The sequence below is a fragment of the Paenibacillus sp. FSL L8-0663 genome, assembly GCF_038008125.1.
GTDB classification, from domain to species: Bacteria; Bacillota; Bacilli; order Paenibacillales; family Paenibacillaceae; genus Paenibacillus; species Paenibacillus polymyxa_D.
Window position 1 is genome coordinate 4817541 of record NZ_JBBOYM010000001.1, and the last position, 19697, is coordinate 4837237.

At 43.2% G+C, this 19697-nt stretch carries 15 protein-coding genes; 4 read left to right on the forward strand and 11 right to left on the reverse strand.

Going from position 1 to position 19697, the window contains the following annotated elements:
- Positions 1-122: 122 nt before the first annotated feature.
- A complete protein-coding gene (locus MKY75_RS21400) occupies positions 123-683 on the reverse strand; it encodes an NAD(P)H oxidoreductase (RefSeq protein WP_029519338.1) in 561 nt (186 codons plus the stop codon).
- A 162-nt stretch (positions 684-845) separates the two neighbouring features.
- On the opposite strand from MKY75_RS21400, the gene MKY75_RS21405 reads away from it, so the two are divergent.
- Positions 846-1241: a winged helix-turn-helix transcriptional regulator gene (locus MKY75_RS21405; RefSeq protein WP_013373192.1), complete on the forward strand. Its 396-nt coding sequence runs from the start codon at positions 846-848 to the stop codon at positions 1239-1241.
- Positions 1242-1286: 45 nt separating this feature from the next.
- On the opposite strand, the gene arsC is transcribed toward MKY75_RS21405, so the two are convergent.
- The 4 genes from arsC to MKY75_RS21425 all read right to left on the reverse strand — a co-directional run bounded on the left by arsC (position 1287) and on the right by MKY75_RS21425 (position 5132).
- On the reverse strand, positions 1287-1706 hold the full coding sequence (arsC, locus tag MKY75_RS21410) for an arsenate reductase (thioredoxin) (RefSeq protein WP_029519339.1): 420 nt from the start codon (positions 1704-1706) through the stop codon (positions 1287-1289).
- A 25-nt stretch (positions 1707-1731) separates the two neighbouring features.
- Complete coding sequence (locus tag MKY75_RS21415) at positions 1732-3021, reverse strand: arsenical efflux pump membrane protein ArsB (protein WP_029519340.1); 1290 nt, start codon at positions 3019-3021, stop codon at positions 1732-1734.
- A gap of 86 nt (positions 3022-3107) precedes the next feature.
- Positions 3108-3458, reverse strand: coding sequence for an ArsR/SmtB family transcription factor (locus MKY75_RS21420; protein ID WP_318628112.1), 351 nt, complete (start codon positions 3456-3458; stop codon positions 3108-3110).
- 81 nt (positions 3459-3539) lie between these two features.
- Positions 3540-5132: an alkaline phosphatase family protein gene (locus MKY75_RS21425; protein ID WP_340886476.1), complete on the reverse strand. Its 1593-nt coding sequence runs from the start codon at positions 5130-5132 to the stop codon at positions 3540-3542.
- A 185-nt stretch (positions 5133-5317) separates the two neighbouring features.
- On the opposite strand from MKY75_RS21425, the gene MKY75_RS21430 reads away from it, so the two are divergent.
- On the forward strand, positions 5318-6091 hold the full coding sequence (locus tag MKY75_RS21430; protein ID WP_165149518.1) for an alpha/beta fold hydrolase: 774 nt from the start codon (positions 5318-5320) through the stop codon (positions 6089-6091).
- A 211-nt stretch (positions 6092-6302) separates the two neighbouring features.
- Positions 6303-7529 (forward strand): sugar efflux transporter, encoded by a 1227-nt coding sequence (locus MKY75_RS21435; protein WP_209949876.1) that lies wholly within the window; start codon positions 6303-6305, stop codon positions 7527-7529.
- 8 nt (positions 7530-7537) lie between these two features.
- Here MKY75_RS21435 and MKY75_RS21440 read toward each other — a convergent pair whose 3' ends face one another.
- Complete coding sequence (locus MKY75_RS21440; protein ID WP_340886477.1) at positions 7538-8755, reverse strand: macrolide family glycosyltransferase; 1218 nt, start codon at positions 8753-8755, stop codon at positions 7538-7540.
- 191 nt (positions 8756-8946) lie between these two features.
- Positions 8947-12255, reverse strand: a complete 3309-nt coding sequence (locus MKY75_RS21445; RefSeq protein WP_340886480.1) for a pectinesterase family protein — start codon at positions 12253-12255, stop codon at positions 8947-8949.
- 188 nt (positions 12256-12443) lie between these two features.
- Between MKY75_RS21445 and MKY75_RS21450 the strand changes: the two genes are divergently transcribed.
- Complete coding sequence (locus MKY75_RS21450) at positions 12444-13283, forward strand: helix-turn-helix transcriptional regulator (RefSeq protein ID WP_029519347.1); 840 nt, start codon at positions 12444-12446, stop codon at positions 13281-13283.
- Positions 13284-13505: 222 nt separating this feature from the next.
- On the opposite strand, the gene MKY75_RS21455 is transcribed toward MKY75_RS21450, so the two are convergent.
- The 4 genes from MKY75_RS21455 to MKY75_RS21470 form a co-directional block, all read right to left on the reverse strand.
- Positions 13506-14543 (reverse strand): threonine aldolase family protein, encoded by a 1038-nt coding sequence (locus MKY75_RS21455; RefSeq protein ID WP_029519348.1) that lies wholly within the window; start codon positions 14541-14543, stop codon positions 13506-13508.
- The gene (locus MKY75_RS21460) at positions 14530-14991 is read right to left on the reverse strand and encodes a MarR family winged helix-turn-helix transcriptional regulator (RefSeq protein WP_340886483.1); all 462 of its coding nucleotides are present in this window, start codon (positions 14989-14991) and stop codon (positions 14530-14532) included. Before MKY75_RS21460 ends, MKY75_RS21455 begins: the two co-directional genes overlap by 14 nt.
- Before the next feature lie 126 nt (positions 14992-15117).
- Positions 15118-18228, reverse strand: a complete 3111-nt coding sequence (locus MKY75_RS21465) for an efflux RND transporter permease subunit (protein WP_340886485.1) — start codon at positions 18226-18228, stop codon at positions 15118-15120.
- Positions 18225-19646 (reverse strand): efflux RND transporter periplasmic adaptor subunit, encoded by a 1422-nt coding sequence (locus MKY75_RS21470; protein WP_029519351.1) that lies wholly within the window; start codon positions 19644-19646, stop codon positions 18225-18227. The genes MKY75_RS21465 and MKY75_RS21470 overlap by 4 nt, the downstream gene beginning before the upstream one ends.
- Between the last annotated feature and the right edge of the window lie 51 nt (positions 19647-19697).

A 19697-nucleotide genomic window follows, 5' to 3' on the forward strand; every position in this document is an offset into this window, starting at 1 on the left:
AGTCTCGTCTACAAAATAAAAAAGGGTTAAGTGCCGTCTAACGATCCTTAACCCTTTTTCAATAATCAGGATTTTGTAAAATCCTCAATAATATTAAATTATCATTGTTATCAGAATAAAATTCACTTATATGCCCGACCTAATTGATAAGCGTGCTCCAGTAAACCTTCAATGTATTCTTTCGATTCGGATAAAGTATCATAGAAGAACTCCACCTTGGACTCTCTTACTCTTGCGTAACCAGCAATGGCTTTATTCAAATAATTAGTAACCAAATCGTGATATTCATACTTGATCAGATGTTCTTTCGTCCCCCCCGCCAAGCACATCCACAGAACCTGCTTTGACGTGAACTCCTGAAGTAAACCTATGTTCCACACTTTATCCAGGTACCCTTTTAGCATGGACGGGACACTATACCACCATAATGGAAACACAAAGACCAGAGCATCCGCAGCCACTATTCTATCCATCTCTTTCCGTGTTTCAGGAGCATATTGTTTATGGGTCGTATTCCAATCCAGCTCATCTGCAGCGCTGTACACCGGATTGTATCCATCCCGATCCAAGTCCAAAATATCTACCTCGTGCTTATTCTCTTTCAATCCCTCTACAAAACGATTCATGACCGCAAGGGTTAGTGAATCTTCTCTAGGATGCGTGACGACCAATAGAACTTTCATGTATCCGTAACCTTCTTTCTCCTCATAATTGGTGAACCCTGTCTACAGATGCTATTATGGATGTTATACATTAAAGTGTGAAGTACGCACTTCAATGTACTGTAGGTACTTTAAGGTTCCTTAGTGCTTTTTGTACTACAGATCGGAGAGGGGGAAAAGTCTATGGAAGACAAAGCCAAAACCTATATGCTCGGGATCGAGGCAACTTTGGAGGTCATCAGTGGAAAGTGGAAAGGCATTATCCTACACCATTTAACCAGCGGCAGAAAACGTACATACGAACTTCGTCAACTCATTCCGAAAATCACCCAAAAAGTGCTCACCCAACAGCTTAGAGAGCTTGAAAAGGATGGAATCATCCACCGCATCATTTATAACCAAGTTCCCCCCAAAGTGGAATATGAGCTTAGTGAATATGGATGGGATTTTAAAGATCTGCTTGATCGTTTTTGCTTATGGGGAGAAGATCATTTGGATAGGATCTATGGAGATAAAACAAAGGTGTTGGAAGAGTATTCTGTGAAGGAGAAAAACGCCAAACAAGCACCACCCCTTTAAGGAGGCGTGCTTGCTGTAATACTATACCTAAGCTGTGTACCTTGTTTATTCACCAGTCTCCGAAAATTTCCGAATACGAGCCCCTACTTCATCCCGTACACGCTGGAATACGCTCCATTTCTCTTCTTCTGTTCCTTGTGCTTTAGCCGGATCATCAAATCCCCAATGTTCACGACGAACGTGCGGAGGTGTGATAGGACATTTATCAGCAGCATCTCCGCACAAGGTCACAACCAAATCCGCGCTGTTCAGCAAAGCAGGATCTATAATATCTGAAGTTTGACCGGAAATATCCAACCCTACTTCATTCATCGCTTGCACCGCTTTAGGGTTAAGGCCGTGTGCTTCAATACCCGCACTGTATACATTCCAACGGTCTCCCAAGTATTTTTTGGCCCAGCCTTCTGCCATTTGACTGCGGCAAGAGTTACCAGTGCATAAAAAGTAAATTGTCTTTTTTTCCATCATTACCGTCTCCTTCAATGTTCCATTATGAAATGATTAACCATAGATATAAGCCCAGTAGGGTCATAAAAAGTGTAGGAATGGTTAAGACAATGCCTGTCTTAAAATAAGTCCCCCAAGAAATTTTTACGTTTTTCGAACGGAGCACATGCAGCCACAACAACGTGGCTAATGAACCGATCGGAGTTATTTTCGGTCCCAGATCAGAACCAATGACGTTAGCATAAATCAACGCCTCTTTGACCATACCAGTTGTATGGGTGGCATCAATGGCAAGCGCATTAATCATGACCGTAGGCATGTTATTCATGACCGACGAGATAATCGCCGCAATAAAACCCATGCCCATGGTGGCCACAAACATACCTTGACCGGCAGCCGCTTGAATCACATGGGCCAGCAGATCCGTCAAACCGGCATTACGTAGACCATACACCACAACATACATTCCGATGGAGAAAAATACGATAGCCCATGGAGCACCCTTGATGACTTCTTTCATCGGCACTGCAGGGCTTCTACGCGCCATCAATAAGAAAAAGATAGCAATAATACCAGCCACCACCGAAACGGGAATATTAAAAAATTCGCATGCAAAGTAGCCAACGAACAAAACCGCGAGAACGATCCAGGACATACGGAACATCTTTGGATCTTTAATCGCTTCCGCAGGCCTGATTAATTGTGTCGCATCAAACGTTTTCGGAATTCTTTTACGGAAAAAAAGATACAGTACTCCTATACTGGCTGCTAAAGAAAATAAATTAGGTACAATCATGCGACTCGCATATTCCATAAAGGTGATCCCAAAGAAATCGGCTGACACAATGTTGACCAAGTTGCTGACCACAAGCGGAAGCGACGTCGTGTCTGAAATAAAACCGCTCGCTATAATAAAAGGAAAAATCATTTTCTCATCCAATTTAAGTGCCCGAACCATCGCCAGTACAATCGGTGTCAGTATTAAGGCCGCACCGTCATTCGCAAAAAAAGCAGCAACAACGGCGCCAAGAATGGTCACATAAACAAACATCCGGGTTCCGCTTCCTCGCGCAGCTCGTGCCATGTGAAGCGCCGCCCATTCGAAGAAGCCGATTTTATCAAGCACCAACGAAATCAGAATAATGGCTACAAAAGCCAGTGTCGCATTCCAGACAATATGAGTAACTTCCCAAACATCATGCAAATCGACGACACCCACCAGCAAGGCGAGTATGGCACCGCCACAGGCAGACCATCCGATGGACAGATTTTTAGGCTGCCAGATCACCAATACTAAAGTGGCTAAAAATATAATGCATGCCAACAAAATCAATGTTCTAAACCTCCAATATATTACCTTATAAACATATACTTATATAATAGCACCGTTATCCCTCAAGGAGATACACGGAACAGTCTTTAGGATGAACAAGCTGAGGAATCCGGTTCACAAAATGTGATCGGCTCCTCTTTATTCAGCCATTTTAAAATTTGCTTGGAGTCTGGCATACGCTCAAGAACAGCTTGAATATGCGGCTTATCGTCTACATTTAGGGAATAGTATACCCACTGACTTCGTCGTTCTTCTTTTACAATCCCTTGCGACTTTAGTTTTCTCAAATGTTGGCTAATTGCTGGCTGCGACATATCAAAGATATCTACAAATTCGCAAACACACCATTCTCTTTCTCTTAGCAGGGAAAGCATGGCCAACCGGGTTTTATCCCCCAGTAGCTTTAAATGATCGGCTACATAACCAAGTTGCTCCAATGTGTGACCTCCTTCCGCTTATATAACTACATGCTTATATGCTAATGGAGTTCAATCTTAATATCAAGAACCGAATAATACTTATTCGTTTACCAATTGCAGAATCCAGTCTTTTATATCAACGATTCGCAGTGTTTTGGGGCGTGTATTCGTTCCGGAAATAATTAATGGGACAAGGGAATCCTTTTCATGCAGCGATCCATGAGCACCTCCACCGATGTGGGTGGGAGAACTTTCACCGACGAGTTCATATCCGGGTTGGACCGTGACGACAACATATCTTCCTTCATGTGAATTCATTGCCCCGTGTAACCTCGCCAAAACGTCTGGATATTTTCCATACTTGATCCGGTTGTTATTCACCTTAATATCCACAAGGTCCTCTTCGCCCGACAAGGTCCACGATTGTCCATATTCATCAATGAATTTTCCACCGGGATGATAAGAAAATAGCTTACCCGTTTTCCCCTTTGTAACATGAATATTGTTTTTACCATCTTTCATAGCGATAATGTCGAGCTTGTCCTCATTTTGTAAAAACTTCACCACGTCAGACAACTCCACGTTATCGTTAATCGCATAGATATACGCCATTCGTTCATTAGCGGCAATCACGATTTGGTCTTCAGTTCTTACGGGTTGATTTAATTTTGCAATGCGGTAATGATTCAAAAGAGGCCTTATATCAACCGTTGCTGCCTGTCGATCATCATAAACCGCACTTTGTCCACTGTCACCCATGACAATCCATATCGCATTGTTTACAGCCTGTTCCCAAGAACCATATGCGTTCAACACAGTTTGCAGTGCTTGATCTGCTTTTTCGATTCCCTTCAGTTGAGTCGGGCCCTTTCTATGCGCCAAATTATCATTCTCAGGAAAGTATGTGATGGTTACGTCTGGAAGTTTCTTCTGGCTGATTAGAAAAGCGGCATCTTTTGCGGAAAATTCATCGTTCATCCCAAATTTTTTCCACAAAGGAGTATTCCAGTTATTTTTCGGATTCAATTGTGCCAGAGCTGCATAGGATAACCATTTAGGCCCTGTTACTATCATTTTTTCTGGCACCCTGTTGCTATTCGCTATGAAGTCAGGCACTTTTAAGGCATGTTTCGTTTTCCCTCTAAAGACAATAGCATTGATGGACGCGGATTCTTTTCCTTTGTCAGCCAATTCCTCATGTATGGTTTTCGTTTTTTTGTTCAAATGGACTTGGTTTAATTGGTAAATTGCGTCTAAGAATACTTGTAGTTGGTCTATCTTTAAGGCTTCTTTGGCACCATTGCCGTAGAGAATCATGCGTTTCTTTTGGTTGCTGTACCAAACGAGTCCGGGCACATGATGTTGGTCTGCATACGTTCCCGTTAATAATGTGCTGTCGATTGTCACAGACATCGTGGGAAATGAACTCACTACATGCGGAAAATATTGCCCTTGATTTAAGAGATATTGCATTGCGGGTGCACGGCCTTCTTGAATTGCTTCTTGCAAAGGCTTATCCATTAAAGAATCAATCAAGATCACAATGACAGGTTTTTTGCCCATTTGATTTACTGTGATAGGTGGCTTCACACTTTGTTGTTTTAGCTGTTGACTGGAGTCCGCTCTACACCCCAAGACCAACAACAATAAACCTAGCACTAGTGCTATGGTAACTTTATTCTTCATGCCCATGTATGTGTCCCTTTCTTAGAAAAACTTGATCCACTTATTTTTTTCTTGTACTAAAAAAATTATTCCTGCATTGGATCATCGGGACAAAGGTATCTCATACTAGCAATTAAAGATACACCTCCATGAATTTTTTGGATCTAATAGGCCAAATTTAAGATCAAACCATTCAGGGAGGGAACATAACCATGACGACTACAAACATAAACGAATACTCCATGCATTATATGGATTCCGGTGAAGGAATGGCCATCCTATTCATTCACCCTCCGGTACTCACTAGCTTAAATTTCACATACCAAATCCAAGGGCTATCGCCCCATTTTCGAACCATAGCTTTTGACATCAGAGGACACGGTAAAAGTCAGCCTTCCGAACAAACGGTTACTTATCCTCTCATCGCCCAGGATATTAAACATTTGATGGACCGGTTGAGCCTGGATAAAGTGTTTTTATGTGGATATTCTACCGGAGGTTCGATAGTACTTGAATTTCTCTTGACTTATCCGGATCGGGCATGGGGAGGCATTGTTATTAGTGGAATGTCGGAAGTCAACGAATGGCGGCTAAAAAACAAAATTTCTTTGGGCATTGCTCTTTCCAAGATCGGCGCAGTCGGTACGATTGCGCTCTCTAATGCTTGGTCACAAACGAAACAGCTATCTTTGTTCCGTAAGTTATTCAACGATGCGAAACAGGGAAATCCTAGGAATGTCGAACAATATTACCGTTACAGCTTGAAGTACAATTGTACCTCACGGCTCGGAGAAATCCACCTTCCTGTCCTGCTCGTTTATGGTGAAGAGGATAAGCACTTTCATCCCTATGCCAAAATATTGCATCAACAATTACCGAAGAGTGAGCTTGTTTTCATTGAAAAAGTCGATCACCGCCTTCCTACGAAGGCCGCCGGATCATTGAATGAACTGATTAAGCAGTTCGTAGATCGCTTCAGTCTTTAAGGCAAATTCTACAGGAGAATTCCGCATACACATCTACACCCCCATCCTGATACTGTATCTTTGCCTGTATATGACCTACTCAAATAAGTGAAAAAAATTATATAATATTTTACACCATGTAAATATACAAATTATGCTAAGTTCATATATAGTTTAGATGGGATAGGTATGTATTATTCTGCTTCTAAATCTGAAGGGGTGTAAAAATGAAATGCTAAAGCGTATTCAAAATCTTTTTGTTATACCTAACTACCCATTGTTCATGATCTGCATGTTATTGCAAGGCATGGCTATATCCATCAGCGCACCTTTTTTAGCTGTATATTTTACAAGTACACTTGGCGTATCTGTAGGAACCTTTGGTGTGTTTACAGCGGTGAGTTTGATTTGTGGCATATGGATAAGCTCTCTGATTGCTAAACGTTCTGATACCGGCTTAGACCGTAAACAAATTTTGGTAATTTGCACGTTATTTAATGCCGTAGCCTTTGCAGGATATCTTGTAATCCAAAATTTTTATGTGCTTTTTGTTTATATGACGATCTTTACGGCCATTGGTGCTCCTGGGATGCCGCAGTTATTTGCCAGTGCACGTGAAGCAGTAAATCGCAGTAAATCTGCGGATCACGCCTTTGCTAATTCAACGCTTCGGTCTATGTTTTCTCTTGGCTTTATTACCGGGCCGCTTTTTGGTTCCTTTTTGATTGCACATACGGGCTTTAAGGGTATCTTTATGGGAACGACCTCTATTTTTGTTCTCATTGCTGTGCTTCTATTCCTTTTTATCAAGCAGCCTCCCGCTCAACTTAAACATAACAATCAACTTTCACTTCATCACATTACATTACATAAAAATATTGAGATTCTGATTCCCTTTTCCGTTCTTACTCTGCTCTATACGTCTCACTGGATGAATAATTTGAATATTTCCTTGTTCATCATTCACAATTTACAAGGCGACACGAGTGACGTTGCTCTAGTATCCAGTATTTGCGCAATTGTAGAAATACCCTTGATGCTCATGTTAGGCGTACTAGCAGCTAAATACTCCAACCGTTTGCTTATATTTTTAGGGGCATTAACAGGAGTTGTCTATTATCTCCTTGTCCTTATGTCTACGGAGATGTGGCAGCTATTCGTGGGGCAGCTTCTTCTAGCCTTCTTTGTTGCAGTGATTTCTGCCATTGGCATTAGTTACATGCAGGATTTGTTGCCCTCTCTTCCAGGGTACGCATCGACGCTATATTCCAATGCGACAACCATCGGAAGACTGGTGGGGAGCTTGATGGGCGGATTAACCGCTCAATGGATTGGTTACCGAAATACCTATTGGGTATGTTTGGCCCTGATCATCTGCTCCCTTGGTCTTCTGGCGATTTCAAAGAAACTAGAGTTTGAAAAATCTGCTACTTTAAAAGAAAGGAATCACAGTATATAGACTGCTGCTTATTTTTCTATGGTGGAGAAATGGCTCATGATTGTATCTGCCGCATGACTATACCCACCAGCCTGGCGTAATGATTCGCCAATCACATGAGCCTGTTCTTTATAGGTTGGATGACTCAATACCTCTAATAAGGCAGCTCTCAAACTAGCGGGTGTAAGCTCATTTTTATCCACAACAACACCCGCTCCCAGTTCCTGCACCCGACTAGCTACGATGGGCTGATCCGATGTTAAAGGAATCATGACCTGCGGCACATTGTAATACAGTGCTTCACTTGTACTGTTCATCCCCGCATGTGTAACAAAAGCGTCCACATGCTGAAGCATTTCCAATTGCGGAATATAAGGCTTGATTATAAAATTGTCAGGGATACACGAGGCCAATGGCTCCATGTCTGTATAATTGCCTGAAGACAGCACAAACTGCACAGGCAAATCGCGAAATGCTGCAAAACAAAGCTTATAAAATTCCAAGTCTTTATTCAAAATAGTACCCATTGAAATGTACACCGCCTGTGGATGCAGAACACGAAGTTGTTCGAACGGGAAGGAAGGAGCATCTTTACGCGGTACAATAGAAGGACCTGTAAAAATAAAACTGTGATCCAGTTTTTCGGCTTGCGGTTGAAAATAGCGGCTTGTATAAACGATTCTTAAGTGTCCGCCATGAGGAGCAATCTCTTCTATAGCCGGAGCGTCAACCTGAAGCTCATTAGCCAGTTGATGCGTTATTTGCATCGTAGCCGTGTATAACTTTTTTACCTCCGGATCATTGTCATTCATGCCTTGCCCCGATCCCAATGGCTCTACGAAAGCAAAAGAAGCGATAGAGCACACAGCAGGGATTCCTAGCTTCTCAGCAATAATCGTGCCTCCCCAACCCATCAAAGAATCATAGATTAAATAATCATAGGTTCTGTTTTCAATAACTCTCAAAACCTCTGGAATAATCGGAAGAATCATACCTTTTACCATCATGTATACAAATTGATAATGATGTTTGTATTCTGCTGGCTTTAAATCAGAGTCTTTGGAAAAAGCATCATCCACAAAAGGGTAGGTGATCATCTGTGCTCCTGTCTGTTGAATTCTCGTACGATATTCTTCCGTACACACATAGTCAACATCCTCCCCACTGTCTACCAACCTTTTCACTAATCCTAGTGTCGGATTAACATGGCCTTCAGCAGGCGTGATCACTACTAACACACGTGCCATACGTTACACCTCCAAAATCATAAATAAATTACAATTTGAAATAAATACATTTTTAACATAGCAAACATTTACCATATAAACAAGTATTTTCAATACCTAAAAATTAAATATGTATCCTCCACTCAAACGATAGAAATAAGCGAGGCTGAACGCTAGAAGCGCTTGCCCCGCTTAACCACTGAACATCAAATTTAAAGACGCCAATCCCAATGATCTGGTCCACTCAGAACAGCTTCAACGGTGTACTGGCTTGCTTCATCGGCAGTAAGCTGTTTGGCCCAAGGTACACGTTCGCTACTTCCTGCACCTGGTCCAAAGTTATCAAACTCTCCAAATCTTGCGGTCTGCTCATTGGATTCCTTGCCCCAATTATTCCAGCCGCCCGGCTTGATATGGTCATCCATATAGGTCTTCAAAAAAGTAACATGAGCGTAAGGGCGCCATGGCCGTCCGAGATCCACCTTGCCTGTTAAGCCATTTTCTGTTGTCAGACGACATTGAATAAATACAAATCCCGGCTTGTTCTCTTCTGTTGAAGCTGCTGTCACATATCCAGCACGCAGGCTGTGTATGATCGAGTTATCAAACACAGCGGGTGCATTGCCAAATATAAAATCTACACTGCCACTGATGTAGCTGTCCTTGAAATACTGTCTGCCACGGTTCACAAGCAACGTATCCTGTAGGCCGGTAATTTTGACATTGTGATACTTACCACGATCGCCTTCGGCATATAACGCTACAGCCTGCACCTGCCCGGTTCCTTCTGTATTGGCAACCGTGACATTCTCCAACACAAAATCAGGACTTTGCACACGCATGGTATAGCTGTTGCTTGTTCCTAATTCTTTTCCATCCACCACGGTTTTGGCCGTATCATCAAAAGCAATGATCGTTTTATCCCGATCTTCTCCGATAATACTCAGGTTTTTCTTAGAGGAATTCACCTTTATTTTCTCACGATACGTACCGTTTTTGAGATGGATAACTGTCCTTGTATTGCTGTCGTCAGGGACTGCGTCAATAGCTGCCTGGAGAGATGTAAAGTCAGCAGGACCATAGGTCGCTACCACCACACTAGTAGGACGAGTTCCTCCTGAGTCTGTCAGGTTGCGGATGGTGACATGGCTGAATTCCGACGTATTGTAATTCCATACATCGTTTTGTGGTTTGGATGCATCAGTAGCCAACCCGAACAATAGCGGTTGATGATCCGGCACATCTATAACCGTTTCACCAACCTTCTCCCAGTTCGTCACACCATCTGCGGACACCCAGCCGGTAACCTTTGGTCCTTGTCGTACCAGACGAACCGAATATGGCGTTGTAATAAACGTCTCCATTGACGCACGTTTCGTCTTACCCTCCGTTTGATCACGACTGATAAGAATACCCTGTTTACCATATTTAACAAATGCTAAAGACATAAAAGCCATTTTTGATCCAGGCTTCAGCGATTCACGAATCATTACACCCGCTTCGGCATTATCATCCACTGGGGTAATATGTTCCACACGGGCTGTAATTTCAGTGTCACCTTCCCATTTTTGATAAGCATAATGGAAAATATCTGCCTTACCGTCAACGTCTCCCGCTGACTTCAGTCTTATACTGCTGCCGCTTGCATCTTCTTTTAAGACCTGTGTATGCCCTTTTATATAACCATCGTTGCCCTCAGAGCCAATCTCTTCGCTGAGCCAACTTCCCGACGGCGCAGTCGTATTGACATGAATGGTAACAGGATTGGAAAATGCAGCATTCCCCTTGCGGTCGGTCACCCGTACAATAATATAATGGGTCCCGTCCATCACATGGTTCCAATTCATTTGATAAGGCGCAGTCTCTACTTTTCCAGCGAGTTTGCCGTCAATGATAAATTCAACATGAGCAATACCATCTTTGTCCTTGGCTGTTGCTGTTATGGTCGCATCCCGGCCTGCTTCCAAAATATCGTTATGCTTTAGTGAACGTCCGTTTGCATCCGACACCTGAACGACAGCCTCTGGATTATTCACCTCATTTCCATTCGACAGCTTCTCAATAAGATCATTTAAATAGACCTCCAGATTCGTATAACCCTTGGCAAAATGAGCATACGCCCCTGTGCCGGCAAGCCCCTGACCGTTACGATCATCTGCATTATTGGGGTCCAGCCCATGGGCACGTTCCCATTCATCCGGCATTCCATCATGGTCACTGTCAGAAAGCTCCGTCGTCGTTACGTTAGAATCGTCATAAATCCACCCTGCTTCACGCGGAGAGTTAATAAATGCACCCGTTCCATTCTTCACATCATTCATAATTCGGGCGTCCACCGCATCTCTTCTTGGCAGCGTGGCTCCTGAGCCGGCAAGCACCTCCGTATATGCGGTTTGTGCATCTGTCGCTTGATATGGACCGTACGCATCGGGTGAGATTCCGTTGTCGTATTCCCCTCTGACTTCAATCGGCTCCGCCAAACGGGTGGACGGATCAATAATGGACCCAATGGATGTGCCAAGCTGCCAGTTGTCTTTCGTAACCGAGTCATTGCCGTACATATAGTTACCACCAATAAAGATGCGTGTTTTATATTTTTTACTACCCACGTCTACAAAAATTTGACCGCGAACGCCCTCATATGTGTTAGGGCCATACTTATAATAGTTATTTAGCACATTATACGATCCTTCACCACCGCCGTATGAGGAGAAAAATCCCCAGTTATAAATGACATTATTGGTCATTTCCACAGCGTCGATTTGTTTTTTATCGGTTGGAAAACGCGGATTACGGCTTGCATTGTGAGCCAACAAGTTATGATGATAGGTGGAATTTCGTCCACCCCATATGCCGCCATAGCCGTGGCGACCTTTCTGGTGCGTAGTCATTAGCATACTTTCGGACGCAATGGACCATTGTACCGTTGTATTGACGTTGTCATACAGGCTCAGTACCTCATCCACCGACCAGCTAAAGGAACAGTGATCAATCATTATGTTTTTATGGTATCTGGCTCCCAATGCGTCATCCTCACTGGGGTAACGGTCGGTCAATCGGAAACGCAGGTAACGGAGAATGACGTTATCTGCTTCAATCCCTGTTGTGTAATCGCTTACAGTTATACCGTCGCCAGAAGCTGTCTGACCCGCAACCGTCAGATTGTTTCCCAAGATCTTAAGTGGCTCCTTGAGATGAATCGTTCCACCCACCCGGAATACGACCGTCCGATTATCGGAGCTGACCGCTGCGCGAAAAGATCCGGGAATGATCTGCTCCCCTTTGCCGTAGTCTGCCAGCGTGGTAACCTCATACACTTCACCTCCGCGTCCACCGGTAACATATTTACCGCCACCCTCAGCCCCCGGAAAAGCCGGAATATCCGTCGCCACTTTTGCCCCCTTTGCGTTCTCTGTTCCTACCGCAGTCTCCGCTTGGATTAGTGGCGGGCACAAGGTCAACAACAATGAACCCACAACCACGTTACATAGCACCTTTTTCCATGTACGCTGCTTGCTCATATTCTGTTTCCTCCCTAAGATTTTCTTCCACATCAGCGCATATTTTTATAAAAACACGATCCGAGACGTTCAGAAGCGCCTTCACCTCCTTTCATCAATCTTTTCTGCTTTTATCATTGGCAGGTTGTCATATATACTGTTGATGTATGAATGCGCTTACTTATCTTAATTTGTAAAGGAAGAAGCACATGAATGAAGTGAAAGAAGATAAATATGTCATTGGCGAACAACAATTCTCCATTCATCACATCTATCGTACCGGTTTCACAGTTATGCCCCGGCCCCATGTCCACGAGAACTATGAGCTGTATCTCTTACTGCGAGGCGAACGCATCTATTTTATGAATGGCAAGGTATACACCGCTCGCAAGGGGGATCTGATATTCATCCTTCCTCACGACTTGCACTCTACCGCCAGTACGCAATTGCAGGAAACAGAGCGCATTTTGATTCATTTTTCTCCGACGTTTCTCCCACAGCAGGATCATGACATTCTTGACCTGCCGCCATACCAGCAATCCGCGTTACTTCGCTTACCTGCGAGAGAGCAAGTGGAGGTTGAACGTTTATTCCTACAGATGAATACCGAATGCAGGAATAAGCAGCCTCTGCATGACCGTTGCGTACAGCATTTACTGCTGGAAATGCTGATCCTGGTGCACCGATCGGAAGCGATCGAGCGTAGTGAACCTGTCTCCTCCCATCCCATGCATCAGAAAATCACGGAAATTTCTTCTTTTATTCAGGATCATTACAATGAACCGTTAACTCTCGAACAAGTGGCTGCCTGCTTTTTCATTAGTCCAGCTTACCTAAGCCGTATCTTTCTAAAGTTGACTGGTTTTCATTTCAGCGAATACATCCGCGTAGTGCGGGTCAGGGCGGCCCAAACCAGACTTCGAACCACCAAAGACAAAATCCAGCATATTGCAGAGGATGTCGGGTTCGGTCATGCTTCCCACTTTAATAAAATCTTTAAAAAAATAACTGGGCTCTCTCCTCTTCAGTACCGCAAGCAGGTTCGGTAGATATTCAGTGTAAAGAATTAGACGCCAATTTTATACCTCCGCTCTTGTCTTGTTTTTCCATTTTTATATCCACTTGCTCTTTCATGGAACTAAATACAAGCCGCGTTGGAATAAGTAAAATGCACAAAAAAACCATACTTCGCTGCAATGCGTGCACCGAAGTATGGCTATTACAAAGTCATTTTACATCTTTAAAATTATAAATTACTCTTTCTATGACCATTATTGCAATGCTTTAATATCCTGAATCAGCAATTCAACATTTTCTTTCTTCGTAGCCCAACTGGTACAGAATCGAACTGCACTATGTGTATCATCAACCTTTTCCCAAAAGGAGTAAGTATATTTTTCACTCAATGCCTTTAGTATACGATCTGGTAAAATCGGAAACTGCTGATTGGTTGTAGAACGGTATTGAAAAGAAAAACCTTGCTCAGATAATCCGTTTTGAAGCAGCATTGCCATATCTATAGCGTGTTTGGAAATTTCAACGTATAAACCGTCTTCAAACAAAGTTTCGAATTGAATGCCCAACATTCTTCCCTTAGCCAGCAGCCCCCCTTTTTGCTTGATCATATATCGGAAATCTTTTTTCAATGTATCATTTAGAATGACTACGGCTTCTCCCATCAATGCTCCAATTTTTGTCCCGCCAATATAAAACACATCGCAAAGCTGTGCTATATCCGCTAAAGATGCATCGCTATCTTCGGCCACCAAGCCATAGCCCAATCGGGCTCCATCTATGAACAGTGGTAAACCACATTCTTGACAGACTCTACTTAATGCTTCCAGCTCTGCTTTGCTATAGATCGTTCCATTCTCAGTAGGTTGGGAAATATAAACCATCCCGGGCTGTACACTATGCTCAGGAGCGGCATCATTCCAGTGAGCGTCATACAAATCTTGTACCTGCTCGGCCCGGATCTTCCCATCTCCGCTTGGCAAAGTAAGTATTTTATGTCCAACAGCTTCAATCGCTCCGGTTTCATGAACCGCAACATGTCCCGACACTGCCGCAACGACGCCTTGATGCGGACGCAGAATAGAAGAAATAACAGTGGTATTGGTCTGTGTACCTCCAACCAAAAAGTGTACATCCGCATTTGGGGAGTCACATGCTTCTTTAATATATGCTCTAGCTTTTTCACAATGATCATCCACACCATAACCTGGAGTTTGTTCATCATTCGTCTCCAGTAGTCGCTTTAATATGCGCTCATGGGCACCTTCGGTATAGTCGCATTCAAATCGTATCATTCTGTATCCTCTCCAAATTATCCAATTTCTTCTGAATTAACAACATAGAAGTATGTAATTCTTTTATCTCTTCTTCTGAGAGTCCTTGAACTAATTTTAGAATTTGTTCATCAGACCTTTCATTCAGTTGGTTATAGAACGCCTTTCCTTTAGGAGTCAAACGAATCAGATTTGTTCTATTATCCAACGTTGAATTTTCCTTAACAAGAAAGCCCTCTTTGCAAAATTTAGCAATGATCCTACTCATATAGCTGCGATCAATTTTAAGAGATTCGACTAAAGTATTCGCTATACATGGCTCGATCAACCCGATCTCTATAATGACACGGGCCTCGGTAAAGGAATATCCGCTATCCAGCACATGTCTATCCAAAACACCCAGTATATTCGTATAGAACCGATTAAAACGCCTCATATCCGCTATGATATTAGCATCTATATTGACCATAACTCCCCCTATTTAGTGGACTTTTGCAACAATTATAGTAAAGATTTTTGTGGACTATGTCAATGAAATAAAAAAACCGTACATTAAGACTCTCGCCTAATGTACGATCCTGTATTATATATTTACCTACAAGGTCAATGAACTATCGCTATTTATAGCCTTTTGCTTCTTATGCTTCCGTTTCAGCTTCAGATGAGCTACGACCATATACAGCGTCGGAACTACAAACAATGTTAAAATAGTTGAAAAAATCAGTCCGAAAATAATGGTTGTTGCCAACGGTTTGAACAAGATCTCCCCGATTGTGGCAATAGGAATCATACCCACAATGGCAGTTAGCGAAGTAAGCAAGATCGGACGGAAACGGGCAGAGCATGCCATTAGAATGGCGTCTGTTAAATCAGCGCCTTCACGCCGCGCATCTTCAATAAACTCTATCAGCACGATACCGTTACGCACGACGATACCAGCAAGTGAAATGATCCCCATAATACTCATGAATCCAATGGGCATCCCTGAAATAAAACTTCCAAGGATTCCCCCTGCCGCTGCCAGATAAACAGTAGTCATAATAATGAGCGGTGTGGACACCGAGTAAAACTGCATGGTGATCAAGAGGAGAATAAGGAAAATAACAATAACAGCTAATTTGCCCAAGTCCTTAAACATATCAGACTGCGCAGATGTTTCCCCTCCCATCTCCCAGGTGTAGCCTGGTTCAAACTGGGTATTTGTAAGTTTGCTACGGATATCATTAGTGAGTTCTGTAGCCGTACGCCCATTTCCATTGGCTGAGATCGTTACCGTCCGTTCCAGATCATAACGGTGGATTTGTTGGATGGAAAAGTCCGGTTTCATCGTGGCTAATTGGGATAAAGGTATTTGCTCCCGTGCCGCATTGTTCACACTTAATTGTTGGAATAATACCTCAGGATCTTGGTTTGGTTTGTTCATGTATATATTGACATCAAGCAATTCCTTACCCGTATCAAAATCCGTTACATTCACCCCGTCACCCATTAATAGCAAAGTACGCGTTAAATCGGAATAGCTAACCTGATATTTATCCAAGGCTTGCTGATTGATTTGGAAATTCAGATTATAGCTTTGCATACCCATATTATCGGTCACATCTACAGCTCCGGGGGTCCCCGCAACCATTTCTTTGACTTTAGTTGTCATGTTTTGCAGCTTATCAATATCTTCTCCTTTAATACGGATAGACACCGCACTGCCGACCGGAATACCTAATTGGGGAACACGAATGCTGATTAATGCAGATGGATATTTAGCTTGTAGCGTATGGGTCCAGTTATCTACTGTTTTTTTGAGATCAAATATCCCCTCTTTTCCAACGACAGCAATTTGGCCGTTGACCGCTCCCCCAGAGCCATGACCGCCTGCAACATCACTATACAGCTGAGGCGCTCCTCCACCTGCCGTTGCCGCCAGCCGCTCTGTTTCTGGCTGTTTTTTGACCCAGCTCCCAATCTCGTTTACAACTTGATTGGTTGCCTGCAACGACGTTCCTTCTGGCATCGTTACGCTAATCGTGGCATCCGCTTGATCGGAATCCGGAAATAATTCAATGGGAACAACAGCAAGTAGTCCATAAGCTGCTGTACCCATCATAAGACCAATAAGCGCTGTTAACAGTGGACGTCGCAGTATTCTAGGCATCCAGTTTTTAGAATACACATTGGATAGAGATTGTATTTGATTCCCCAGAAGTCCAGGTGGCTTAACTGTCTTACTACTCTCTTTTCCTTTACGACGTTGATCGTACCATTGACGGAAAATAGGAATAATTGTTAACGACATAATCATGGAAGCCAGCATCGTTAACGAAATAACGGTAGGTATCGGTTTAATAAAGTCACCAATAGTGCCCGGCAGGAATAAAAGCGGGGCAAATGCCGCAACCGTAGCTAGCGTAGCTGTAATGATCGATAAGGATACCTCTTTCGTCCCTTTAATGGCCGCCTCCGTAGCATCTTCCCCAAATTCAGAGCGTCGGCGTTCAATGTTGTCATTGACCACGACGGCATCATCAACCAATATTCCTAATACGATGATTAATCCGATGACTGAAATTTGATTCAGCGTGATTCCTGTTGTGGGCAAGAAGATAAAGCCAATGGCGATGGAAACAGGAATGGCTAAGGCCACAAATGCTGAAGTCAGCAAATTCAAACCTAATGTACATATAACAATGACCGATATAATAGCGATGATCATCTCTTTGGTCAGGTTTCCAAACATTTCATCGACTCGATCATTTTGCGCAAAAAGTAGTTCAAAATGTACATTCTTCGGCAAACCGCTCACAAGTTCACTGATTTTGGCTGTTGTCGCTTTAGATACCGTTGGCACGTCTGTGCCTGTATCTCCACTCACACTGATGGAAATAGCAGGCTTGTTATTCACATACGTATAACTAGTCGCTTTTTTAAAAACAAGTGAGGCTGTCCCTACATCCTTCAGAGATATCGGGTATCCATCGTCATTGCTTGAAATCTGGACGTTATTTAGGATAGATGGATCCGTAGAGGCATTTACCGTCAACTGATAAGTACGCTCATTGAAATCCATACTTCCTGTAGGAACTCTCTCATTCTCATTTTTGATTGCTTGAACAACCTGCTCCCAGGAGATGTTATATTGTTGCATCTTTTGTGTGTCTAAACTAATTCGTACTTCTTGATCTGGTATTCCTTGAATATTAACTTGCGAAACACCCGAGACCGTTTTTAATTGATCTTTCCATTTGTTCATCAATTCATTTAACGCGTATAAATTCTCAATTTTATCAGAAGTAATCGCGTATGAACCAATGAAAGAGCTTGTCATGCTATCATTAATAATGGGCTGCATCGCATCTGCTGGAAGCTCAGACTGTGCATCCTGTACCTTTGTACGAAGATCAGCCCACACCTTTGTCGGGTCCGCATCTTCAAAAGCATCTATTATTATACTAGATTGGCCTTTAGATGAAGTGGAAGAAATCGTTTTGACACCTTGTACGGCTTTAATTTTCTGTTCCATGACCTTAGTAATGGTTTGCTCGATTCTTTCAGGTGAAGCGCCTGGATAGATGGTTGTAACACTGGCTGACAAGGGAATAACATCAGGCTGCTCCTGTTTAGGTAACGATGTAAAATTGTAGAGCCCTAGCACAATGCACATGGCGAAGAAAATGAGTGTAATTTTTTGCTTTTTAACGATATATTTAATCATTCGGACGACTCCTCCGATTTCCCAGGTACACCATTCCCAAGTAAATCACCATTAAATAAGGTTCCTGCTCCTTGCGTAACGATTTGATCGCCTGCCTGTAGCCCAGAGACCACTTCGAGCTGATTATTAGTCACTTTCCCCAGTTTAATCGGTGTTTTGACAGCTTTTCCATTTACAGCTTTAAAGACATAAGGATCATTTCCCGTACTAATTACGGCCTCTACGGGCACTAAAAGCGCTTCGTTTTGATTTATGCTTTTAGATGCGCTGATGACTTGACCAGGCTTCCAATTCAGTTCGGGATTGGGAATGCTAACTTCCACATTGATGCTTCCCGTTTTGGAGTTCGTCGATGGATAGATCTGGGTGACGGTTCCTGTTCTCATTTCATCGTAGAGAGATATATTAACTTTTTGGTTTTTCTTCCACGATAAGATTTCACTGTCTGGTACGGGGAGGAGTACTTTTAAAGTCTTGATATTTCCGACAACAAATGCCTCACTTCCACTGGAGCCCAGTTGACCATCAGATATCTTTTTTTCAATCACAACACCAGTGATCGGGGAGGTTAAAGTCGCTTTTTTCAGTGACAAGGATGACTGTTCATAAGCAGCCAATGCATCATCATAGGTAGCCTGTGCCTGAGCTTTACTGGCTAGCCCTTGTTGTATAGTAGCCCTAGCCGATTCCAGCCCTGCTCTGGCCTGATCTACGCCGGCCGAAGCTTGGGCACGCTGTTCCTGGGATGCCCCTGCAAGCAAAAGAGACAATTTCTCTTGCGCATCACTTAAGCTTTTTTGTGCGTTTGCTAATTCCAGCTGCGCATTCTCATTTTCCGTTAAAGATACCGCACCTGCCTGGAATAGACTTTGGGAGCGTGCGGCATCCGCTTTCTTCTTGTTATAATTATTAGTTGCTACAGTAACCGCATTTTGAGACTGTGCTATCTCCTGCTTTTTGGCGCCATTGTTCAATTCCTGCAATTTCGATTGGGCCGCATTGACCTGGGATTGCGAACTATGAATGCCCGCCTGTGCCGATTGGACAGAAGCCTCCGCTTGGCTAACACCAGCCTTTGCCTTTTCCATGGTTGCCTTTGCCCGATCCAGCTGCAACTGGTAATTGGATGTATCTAGCTTCGCAAGGACACTCCCTTTTTCTACTGAATCCCCAACCTCAACCATAGTGCTCAATATACGTCCATCCGCTTCAAAGGAAACATTGGCCTCATTACTTGCCTGCAATGTCCCCGCCAAATTAAAATCATTGGCCAAAGGTTTCATTGCAAGTTTCTCCACTTTCACCGGGTGACTGGCTTCTGTTACAGAGTTCTCCGTTGCACTGGAGCAACCGGAAGCTACGATAGCTAATGCAACCCCTGCAATCATTATCCTAATTCCTTTTTTCTTCAACTTCATGTCATCCTCCCTGATTCTCTCTTCTAAAGGTGCTATCAGCAACCCGTGGGT